10 protein-coding genes are annotated in these 8,741 nt (G+C 63.9%); 5 read left to right on the top strand and 5 right to left on the bottom strand.

What is annotated here, in order from left to right:
- Together Q0S71_RS12975 and Q0S71_RS12980 are read left to right on the top strand one after the other, a co-directional pair.
- Window positions 1-454, top strand: a 454-nt coding sequence (locus Q0S71_RS12975) for a DUF3426 domain-containing protein (protein WP_295996058.1), incomplete at its 5' end; no start/stop codon positions are given.
- 9 nt (window positions 455-463) lie between these two features.
- Complete coding sequence (locus tag Q0S71_RS12980; protein WP_295996062.1) at window positions 464-1,402, top strand: carbohydrate kinase family protein; 939 nt, start codon at window positions 464-466, stop codon at window positions 1,400-1,402.
- A gap of 65 nt (window positions 1,403-1,467) precedes the next feature.
- On the opposite strand, the gene Q0S71_RS12985 is transcribed toward Q0S71_RS12980, so the two are convergent.
- Together Q0S71_RS12985 and Q0S71_RS12990 are read right to left on the bottom strand one after the other, a co-directional pair.
- Window positions 1,468-1,806 carry a DUF167 domain-containing protein gene (locus Q0S71_RS12985; RefSeq protein WP_295996065.1) on the bottom strand — a complete coding sequence of 113 codons (339 nt, stop codon included), beginning with the start codon at window positions 1,804-1,806 and terminating at the stop codon, window positions 1,468-1,470.
- Window positions 1,803-2,318, bottom strand: coding sequence for a YggT family protein (locus Q0S71_RS12990; RefSeq protein ID WP_295996088.1), 516 nt, complete (start codon window positions 2,316-2,318; stop codon window positions 1,803-1,805). The genes Q0S71_RS12985 and Q0S71_RS12990 overlap by 4 nt, the downstream gene beginning before the upstream one ends.
- 42 nt (window positions 2,319-2,360) lie before the next feature.
- Between Q0S71_RS12990 and Q0S71_RS12995 the strand changes: the two genes are divergently transcribed.
- Complete coding sequence (locus tag Q0S71_RS12995) at window positions 2,361-3,461, top strand: hypothetical protein (protein ID WP_295996067.1); 1,101 nt, start codon at window positions 2,361-2,363, stop codon at window positions 3,459-3,461.
- A 33-nt stretch (window positions 3,462-3,494) separates the two neighbouring features.
- Complete coding sequence (locus Q0S71_RS13000; RefSeq protein WP_295996069.1) at window positions 3,495-4,181, top strand: hypothetical protein; 687 nt, start codon at window positions 3,495-3,497, stop codon at window positions 4,179-4,181.
- 34 nt (window positions 4,182-4,215) lie between these two features.
- Here the strand turns inward: Q0S71_RS13000 and Q0S71_RS13005 are convergent, their stop codons facing one another.
- Complete coding sequence (locus Q0S71_RS13005; protein ID WP_295996073.1) at window positions 4,216-4,560, bottom strand: helix-turn-helix domain-containing protein; 345 nt, start codon at window positions 4,558-4,560, stop codon at window positions 4,216-4,218.
- Between the two features lie 94 nt (window positions 4,561-4,654).
- Between Q0S71_RS13005 and Q0S71_RS13010 the strand changes: the two genes are divergently transcribed.
- A complete protein-coding gene (locus tag Q0S71_RS13010; protein WP_295996076.1) occupies window positions 4,655-5,404 on the top strand; it encodes an SDR family oxidoreductase in 750 nt (249 codons plus the stop codon).
- Between the two features lie 120 nt (window positions 5,405-5,524).
- Here the strand turns inward: Q0S71_RS13010 and Q0S71_RS13015 are convergent, their stop codons facing one another.
- Together Q0S71_RS13015 and Q0S71_RS13020 are read right to left on the bottom strand one after the other, a co-directional pair.
- Complete coding sequence (locus tag Q0S71_RS13015) at window positions 5,525-6,634, bottom strand: ribonucleotide-diphosphate reductase subunit beta (RefSeq protein ID WP_295996081.1); 1,110 nt, start codon at window positions 6,632-6,634, stop codon at window positions 5,525-5,527.
- Between the two features lie 105 nt (window positions 6,635-6,739).
- A partial coding sequence (locus tag Q0S71_RS13020) for a ribonucleoside-diphosphate reductase subunit alpha (RefSeq protein ID WP_295996084.1) occupies window positions 6,740-8,741 on the bottom strand: 2,002 nt, incomplete at its 5' end.

Here is an 8,741-nt window from a genome sequence, read left to right on the forward strand (position 1 = left end):
GCTGCTGGCCGCGCTGCTGGGGCAAGGCATCGCCACCTTCCGCAACCAGCTGGCGGCCGAGCTGCCGCAGCTCAAGCCGGCGCTGACCAAGGTTTGCGCCGCGCTCGGCTGCAAAATCGAGCTGCCGACCCAGATCGACGACCTGAACATCGAGCCGGGCGAGCTGCAAACGGTGGCCGAGAATACCTATGCGTTCACCACGCTGCTGCGCAACAGCGGCGCGATCACGCAAACCTGGCCGCACATCGAGCTGGTCCTCAACGACAACGCCGACAAGCCGGTGCTGCGCCGCGTCTTCGCGCCGCGCGATTACCTGAGCGCGCCGGCCGACTCCACCCCGGCCGCGCTGGCGGCCCAGGGCTTCGCGCCGCACTCCGAACAATCGGTCAAACTGTATTTTGAAATCGTCCAGCTCAAGGCATCGGGCTACCACATCGCCGTCTTCTACCCATAAGGCCACACCATGAATGAGACCACCCTGATCTGCGGATCGCTCGCCATCGACACCATCATGCAATTCCCCGGCAAGTTCGGCGACACCCTGCTGGCCGACCAGCTGCACAAAGTGAACGTGTCCTTCCTGGTGCCGACCATGCGCACCGAATACGGCGGCTGCGCCGGCAACATCGCCTACAACCTCAAGATGCTGGGCGGCGACCCGCGCATCGTCGGCGTCATGGGCCAGGACAACGCCCCCTACATCGAACGCCTGCACCAGCTCGACATTTCGACCGCCAACATCCTCATCAAGCAGGACGCGTACAACGCCCAGTGCTTCGTCACGGCCGACGCCGACAACAACCAGATCAACGCCTTCCACCCGGGCGCGATGTCGTACGCGCACGAGAACGCGGTCGCCGACGCCGGCCCGGCCCGCGTCGCCATCATTTCGCCGGACGGCGACCAGGGCATGCTGAAACACGCCGCCGACCTGGCCGCGCTGAAGATCCCCTTCATGTTCGACCCGGGCCAGCAGCTGCCGCGCTTCAACGGCGAACAGCTGATCGACTTCATCGACAAAGCCAGCTACGTCAGCGCCAACGACTACGAAATCGAACTGCTGATGGACCGCACCGGCCTGACGCTGCCGGACATCGCCAGCCGCCTGGAAGCGCTGATCGTCACGCGCGGCGAAAAGGGGTCGGAGATTTATGCCGGCGGCGAGCGCATCGACATTCCCGCCGTCGAAGCGACGGCCGTGCTGGACCCGACCGGCTGCGGCGACGCCTACCGCGCCGGCCTGCTGTTCGGCATCACCAAGGGCTGGAAGTGGGAAACCACGGGCCGTCTGGCCAGCCTGCTGGGCGCCATCAAGATCGCCCACAAGGGCGGCCAGAACCACAAGTTCACGGCGGCCGAAATCGCCGACCGCTTCGAAGCGGCGTTCGGCTACCGCTACTAAGCGGCCGCAAGACCACGGTCAAGACCGGGGGTCAAGACCGGGGGTCAGACCACGGTTTCGAGAGATCATTCGAAACCGTGGTCTGCCCCCGAAGTCACGCACAGCTGCGCCCCCAGCAACTGCGCCACCCGCTCCGGCGTCAGCGTGGGCGCCGCGACCTCCAGCAGCTTGCGTTTATTAGTGTGCCCATGCGTCAGCGCCACCGCGCTGCGCGGCACGGACAAGGCCTCGGCCAGAAACCGTATCAGCGCCTCATTGGCCTTGCCCTCGATGGGCTGCGCGTGCAGCTTGATCTTCAGCGCGTCATCGAGCACGCCGATCACTTCCGTCTTCTTCGCATTGGCCTGGATCTGCACCGCCAGGCGCACGCCGCCCGGCACGGCGCTACACCAGCCTCGGCTCATCGGCCGGCGAAGGCCATGCCCAGCACCAGCTGCGCGATCTGCAACAGGATCAGCGCCACCAGCAGCGACATATCCAGACTGCCGATCAGCGGCACCACGCGGCGCAGCGGACGCAGCAGCGGCTCGTTGAGCGCGCGCACGAACGGCGCCAGCGGCGCGTGCGGATTGATCCAGCTGAAGATGGCCTCGATCACCAGCAGCGCCATGAAGCCGTACAAAATCCATTGCAGGAAACGCTGCAGCGCCTGCAACAGCACCGCCTGCACCGGCCAGCCGGCGATGAACATCACCGACGTCGCCAGCAGCACGATCAAAAACGCGCCGATCAAACTGGCCCAGTCATAGCCACCGACACCCGGTACGATGCGGCGCAGCGGCCGTACCAGCCAGTCGGACAATTGAAAAGTAAATTGCGCCACCGACGAGGGCGGACGCACGCGGATGGCTTGCATCCAGAACCGCAACAACAGCACGCCGCCGAGCACACTGGCGACGGTATCGACGATCAACATAACAATACTAAGCACGAGTACCCTCCAAAAAAAAGCCGCTGTGTGATTGTCTCACACAGCGGCAGGTTGCCTCAGCGGGCGACCTTCAATTCACGCTCAGGATGGGCGGGTGCTGGTCGGGAACGGCCAGGCGGCGGCCGGTGCCAGCACGGTTTTCGCGGCGGGAGCGGCCACCGGTGCGACCGGCTTGGCGACAGCTTCCTTCTTCGGCGCGGCGGCTTTTTTAGGAGCGGCTTTGACGACAGGCTTGGCCACGGCCGGCGCGGCGGCGACTGGCGCGGCCACGGGTGCGGCGGCCGGCTTGGCTGCCGGTTTGGCGGCGACCTTGGCGACCGGTGCGGCGACCGGCTTGGCGGCGACTTTAGCGGCCGGCTTTTTTGCCGCTGGCTTAGCCGCAGCCTTTGCAGCCGGTTTGGCTGCCGCTTTGGCTACGGGTTTTTTAGCGGCCGGTTTCGCGGCGACTTTGGCTGCCGGCTTGGCGGTGGCCTTCGCGGCTGGCTTGACGGCCGCTTTGGCGACCGGCTTGGCAGCGGCTTTTTTCGCGACCGGCTTGGCGGCGGCTTTGGCTTTCACCGCTGGCTTGGCGGCGGCTTTTTTCGCCACTGGCTTGGCGGCGGCTTTCGCTTTCACTGCCGGCTTGGCGGCGGCTTTGGCGACCGGCTTGGCGACGGCTTTGGCGACAGCTTTTTTCGCCACTGGTTTGGCGGCGGCTTTCGCTTTCGCTACCGGCTTGGCGGCGGCTTTGGCGGCCGGCTTGGCGGCGGCTTTGGCGGCGGCTTTTTTCACGGCCGGTTTGGCGGCGGCTTTAGCGGCTGGCTTGGCGGCGGCCTTGGTGGCTGGTTTCGCGGCTGGTTTGGCGGCGGCGGCCGTTTTTTTAGCGGCGGGAGCAGCCTTGACGGCTGGTTTTTTTACTTCGGATTTCTTAGCGGCAGTTGCCATTTTTATTTCTCCTTCATCTGGGATGGGAAAATTCAGCACAAGATTAAAACCCGTCCAGCCCCCGTGGGCCAGGCGAATTATTCATCGGCACAAACGAAGGTTTGCGCTAATGAATGCGGTAAGACGGCAGCGCGCCCGCTCGTGCGGGCGGCGTTGCCGCCATCGGCGTGGAGCGCCGCCACCGTGGGCGCGCGTCCGGCCTGAATCTTGTCGCGATGTCCGTCGGGGTTTTCGGGCGTGTGTTCAGCACCGTCACCAACATCGCAGCCACCCCGTTTTCAAACAAAAAACCGCCCGGCCCGAACTCAATCAGGCAAGACGGTCGACAAAAAACGGTATGGTCTTGTGCATATCTGTGCGACTTCTGTGTCCCATGTTTGTGTTTTTTTTGCAGCTGGAGCGTTTGAAAAAAAAGCGCCTTCACAATCACACAATTTCAATCTCGTAAAGTACACGAAAACCTTGTCGGTGCGCAACCGGCACGAGAGATATTCGCCAGCTTTTTTTCACGCTAAGCGCGCCAGCACACGCCCGCGCGCCGATTCGATGCCATCGCCGCGCGCCGCGTCCATCGCATCGCGCACCGCATCGCCATCGCGGCCACCGCATCGGTCACCGATCGAAGCACATCGCCTCGAAAACGCGCCAACGTTTATAAGGGCGTCTTCAAAATCGGGGAGCGCCGCGGCGCACCGCGCGCCGGACAAATTCGAAAACCGCGCACCGCATCGCGCTGCCGCGCACACTGTTTTTAAATTCGTCGCGATTATGCGACACGCGCACGCACTTGGCAAGCGGATTACCGCGACGGCGGCGGCGATGCCGCGCGCGGCACAGCGTGCGCACACCAACTTCGACGGCCCGATGGCGCGCGGTGGACTACGCGGCGCAGCGACGGCCGGCGGCGGCGCGATGCGACGCTGATGAAGCGCGCAAAAAAATCACGCCGCGTCGCGCATCAGCTGGACAGCGCCGCCCCCTTCGCCAGCATCTGATCGATGCGCCGCCGGTTCTGATTGCCCCACTCACACAAGGGCACCAGCGCGCGCGCGAGGCTGTGGCCGAAAGCGGTCAGCTCGTAGTCGACGCGCGGCGGCACTTCCTTGTAGTCGCGCCGCGTCAGCATGCCGTCGTCGGTCAGTTCGCGCAGGCTCTGGATCAGCATCTTCTCGCTGATGCCGCCGATGCGCCGCTTCAATTCGCCGAAGCGGCACGGTCCGCCGTTCAGATGAAACAGTATCAGCGGCTTCCATTTGCCGCCGACGACGCCGAGCGCCACGTCGAGTCCACAAATATTTTCCATAGCTAAATCCATTACTTACGTTTAGGTAGGTACTAGCATAAACGAAATCATCGTTTCATAATAGCCCCACTTTCACACATTTAAGGAATCAGACATGGGCAAGCTCGATGGAAAAATCGCCGTCATCACCGGCGCCAACAGCGGCATCGGACTGGCGACGGCCAAACGTTTCGCCGCCGAAGGGGCGCGCGTCTTCATGATGGGCCGGCGCCAGGCCGAACTCGACGCAGCCGTCTCCGCCGTCGGCGGCGGGGCGGTCGGGGTGCATGGCGACATCGCCTCGCTGGAAGATCTCGACCGCCTGTACGACACGGTGCGGCGCGAAGCCGGCATCATCGACATCCTGTTCGCCAACGCCGGCGGCGGCGACTTCGCGCCGCTGGGCGAGATCAGCGAAGAACAGTTCGACCGCATCTTCTCGATCAACGTGAAAGGCACGTTGTTCACCGTGCAGAAGGCGCTGCCGCTGCTGAAGAACGGCGCCTCCGTGATCCTGACCGGATCGACCAGCGCCACCACCGGCATCCCGGCTTTCAGCGTCTACAGCGCCAGCAAGGCGGCGGTACGCAACTTCGCGCGCGGCTGGATACTGGACCTGGCGCCGCGCCGCATCCGTGTCAACGTGCTGGTGCCGGGCTCCACGTCGACGCCGGGCTGGCACGGCCTGGCCTCGTCGGCCGAGCAGAACCAGGCAATGGTGGACATGGTCAAGGCGACGACACCGCTGGGCCGCCTGGGCGACCCGGACGAAGTGGCCAGCGCCGCCCTGTTCCTGGCGTCCGACGACAGCAGCTTCGTCAACGGCAGCGAATTGTTCGTCGATGGCGGCTCGGCCCAGATCTAAGGGATGGGAATGTTGAGCATCGTGCGACTGGCCCATCAATCGCGCAGATGAAAAAAGCCCGGCAGATTTCTCTGTCGGGCTTTTTGGTCTGGGCCGACCGTGGCGCGGAGCGCGCCGGGTTTAATCCCAGTTCAGCGCGCCGCCGGTCTGGTATTCGGTGACGCGGGTCTCGAAGAAGTTACGCTCCTTCTTCAAGTCGATCATCTCGCTCATCCACGGGAAGGGATTTTCTTCCTGGTCGAACAGCGTCTCGAGGCCGATCTGCGTGGCGCGGCGGTTGGCGATGAAGCGCAGATAGCCCTTGAACATCGGCGCGTTCAGACCGAGCACGCCGCGCGGCATGGTGTCTTCGGCGTAGGCGTATTCCAGTTCGACGGCCTGCATGAACAGCGCCTTGATCTCTTCGCGGAAGGCCGGAGTCCACAGCAGCGGATTTTCCATCTTGATCGTGTTGATCAAGTCGATGCCGAAATTGCAGTGCATCGATTCGTCGCGCAGGATGTATTGATACTGTTCGGCGGCGCCCATCATCTTGTTCTGGCGGCCCAGCGCCAGGATCTGGGTGAAGCCGACGTAGAAGAACAGGCCTTCCATCAGGCAGGCGAAGACGATCAGGGACTTCAGCAGTTTCTGGTCGTTCTCGACGGTGCCGGTGGTGAAGGCCGGATCGGTCAGCGTGTTGATGAAGGGGATCAGGAACTCGTCCTTGTCGCGGATCGACTTGACTTCGTTGTAGGCGTTGAAGATCTCGGCCTCGTCCAGGCCCAGCGACTCGACGATGTACTGGTAGGCGTGGGTGTGGATGGCTTCCTCGAAGGCCTGGCGCAGCAGGTACTGGCGGCATTCCGGCGCCGTGATGTGGCGGTAGGTGCCCAGCACGATGTTGTTGGCGGCCAGCGAGTCGGCGGTGACGAAGAAGCCCAGGTTGCGCTTGACCAGGCGGCGCTCGTCGTCGGTCAGGCCGTTGGGGTTCTTCCACAGCTCGATGTCGCGCTGCATATTCACTTCCTGCGGCATCCAGTGGTTGGCGCAGCCGGCCAGGTATTTGTCCCAGGCCCATTTGTACTTGAACGGCACCAGCTGGTTGACGTCGGTCTTGCCGTTGATGATGCGCTTGTCGTCGGCGTTGACGCGCTTGGCGACCAGTTCCGGCGCGACGTCGGCCAGTTCGGCTTGATGCACGGCGGGCGTTGCGGCCGGTGCGGTTTCTTCGTCCCAGGACAGCGACATGGTGGTTTCCTTCAGAATTCGGTATCGAAAATGGAACCGCCCGGCGGGCCGGGGCGGTTCTCTCTATATATTAGTACAGCGCCGGCTCATCGCCAGCGCGGCGGCTTACTGGCAAGCTTCGCATTCCTCGAAGCCGTCGTCGCCGGGACGCAGGTAGCAGGCTTCGCCGTCGGCGTCGGCATCGACCACCTCGGCCACCGGTGCGGCCATCGCCGATACCGCCGCCGCCGTGGCGCTGGCGATGCCGGCGGCCTGGGTGGCGATCGCGCTGGCCGACATGCCGCCGTCCACCGCCACCGCGTTCAGGGCGCCGGTCTTGGAGGTCGACTTCTCCATGTGCGTCGCCGCGATGGTGCGCAGATAGTAGGTCGTCTTCAGGCCGCGCAGCCAGGCCAGCTTGTAGGTTTCGTCGAGCTTCTTGCCCGAGGCGCCGGCCATGTAGATGTTCAGCGACTGGGCCTGGTCGATCCACTTCTGGCGCCGCGACGCGCCTTCCACCAGCCAGGTCGGCGACACTTCGAAGGCGGTGGCGTAGAGGTCGCGCAGGTCTTGCGGCACGCGGTCGATCTTGGTGAGCGAACCGTCGAAGTATTTCAGGTCCGAGATCATGACCTCATCCCACAGGTCGCGCGCCTTGAGGTCGCGCACCAGGAAGGCGTTGATCTCGGTGAACTCGCCCGACAGGTTCGATTTCACGTACAGGTTCTGGAAGGTCGGCTCGATGCAGGCCGACACGCCGATGATGTTCGAAATCGTCGCCGTCGGCGCGATCGCCACGCAGTTCGAGTTGCGCATGCCGAACTGCTTGATGCGGCTGCGCACCAGCGACCAGTCCATGGCCGACGAGCCGTCCACTTCCAGATAGCCGCCGCGCTCCTCGGCCAGCAGCTTGACGGAATCCTGCGGCAGGATGCCGCGGTCCCACAGCGAGCCCTTGAACGAGGCGTAATGGCCGCGTTCCTCGGCCAGCTCGGTCGAGGCCAGGTAGGCGTAGTAGCAGACCGCTTCCATCGACGTGTCGGCGAAGGCGACGGCGGTGTCGGAGGCGAACGGCACGCGCATCATGTGCAGGCAATCCTGGAAGCCCATCACGCCCAGGCCCACCGGACGGTGGCGCATATTGGCGTTGCGCGCTTTTTCGACGGCGTAGTAGTTGATGTCGATGACGTTGTCGAGCATGCGCATCGCGGTGCGGATGGTCTTTTCCAGCTTGACGTGATCGAGCTTGCCCTCTTTCATATGGGCCGGCATGTTGACCGAACCCAGATTGCAGACGGCGATTTCGTCAGGACCGGTGTTGAGCGTGATCTCGGTGCACAGGTTGGAGCTGTGGACCATGCCCACGTGCGACTGCGGCGAACGGATGTTGCAAGGATCTTTGAAGGTGATCCAAGGGTGGCCGGTCTCGAACAGCATCGACAGCATCTTGCGCCACAGGTCCAGCGCCGCGATCTTCTTGAAGACGCGGATTTCGCCGGCGGCGGCTTTGGCTTCGTAGGCGACATAGGCTTTTTCGAAGGCGCGGCCGACCAGGTCGTGCAGGTCCGGCGTGTCCGACGGCGAGAACAGGGTCCAGTCGCCCTTTTCCATCACGCGCTTCATGAACAGGTCGGGAATCCAGTTGGCCGTGTTCATGTCGTGGGTGCGGCGGCGGTCGTCGCCGGTGTTCTTGCGCAGGTCGAGGAATTCCTCGATGTCCATGTGCCAGGTTTCCAGGTAGGCGCAGACGGCGCCCTTGCGCTTGCCGCCCTGGTTGACGGCGACGGCGGTGTCGTTGACCACTTTCAGGAACGGCACCACGCCTTGCGATTTGCCGTTGGTGCCCTTGATGTGGGCGCCCAGCGCGCGCACCGGGGTCCAGTCGTTACCGAGGCCGCCGGCGAACTTGGCCAGCAGGGCGTTTTCCTTGATGGCGTCGTAGATGCCTTCGAGGTCGTCCGACACGGTGGTCAGGTAGCACGACGACAGCTGCGAGCGCAGCGTGCCGGAGTTGAACAGGGTCGGGGTCGAGCTCATGAAGTCGAACGACGACAGCAGGTGGTAGAACTCGATGGCGCGCGCCTCGCGGTCGCTCTCGTTGAGCGCCAGGCCCATCGCCACGCGCATG

The sequence above is a fragment of the Rugamonas sp. genome, assembly GCF_025354735.1.
In the GTDB taxonomy this organism is placed as follows: domain Bacteria; phylum Pseudomonadota; class Gammaproteobacteria; order Burkholderiales; family Burkholderiaceae_D; genus Rugamonas.

Excerpts from the sequence above, each read along its gene's own strand:
- Q0S71_RS13010 (WP_295996076.1), top strand. The coding sequence starts at position 4,655 with ATGGGCAAGCTCGATGGAAAAATCGCCGTCATCACCGGCGCCAACAGC.
- Q0S71_RS13015 (WP_295996081.1), bottom strand. The coding sequence starts at position 6,634 with ATGTCGCTGTCCTGGGACGAAGAAACCGCACCGGCCGCAACGCCCGCC.
- Q0S71_RS12985 (WP_295996065.1), bottom strand. The coding sequence starts at position 1,806 with ATGAGCCGAGGCTGGTGTAGCGCCGTGCCGGGCGGCGTGCGCCTGGCG.
- Q0S71_RS12990 (WP_295996088.1), bottom strand. The coding sequence starts at position 2,318 with ATGTTGATCGTCGATACCGTCGCCAGTGTGCTCGGCGGCGTGCTGTTG.
- Q0S71_RS12980 (WP_295996062.1), top strand. The coding sequence starts at position 464 with ATGAATGAGACCACCCTGATCTGCGGATCGCTCGCCATCGACACCATC.
- Q0S71_RS13005 (WP_295996073.1), bottom strand. The coding sequence starts at position 4,560 with ATGGAAAATATTTGTGGACTCGACGTGGCGCTCGGCGTCGTCGGCGGC.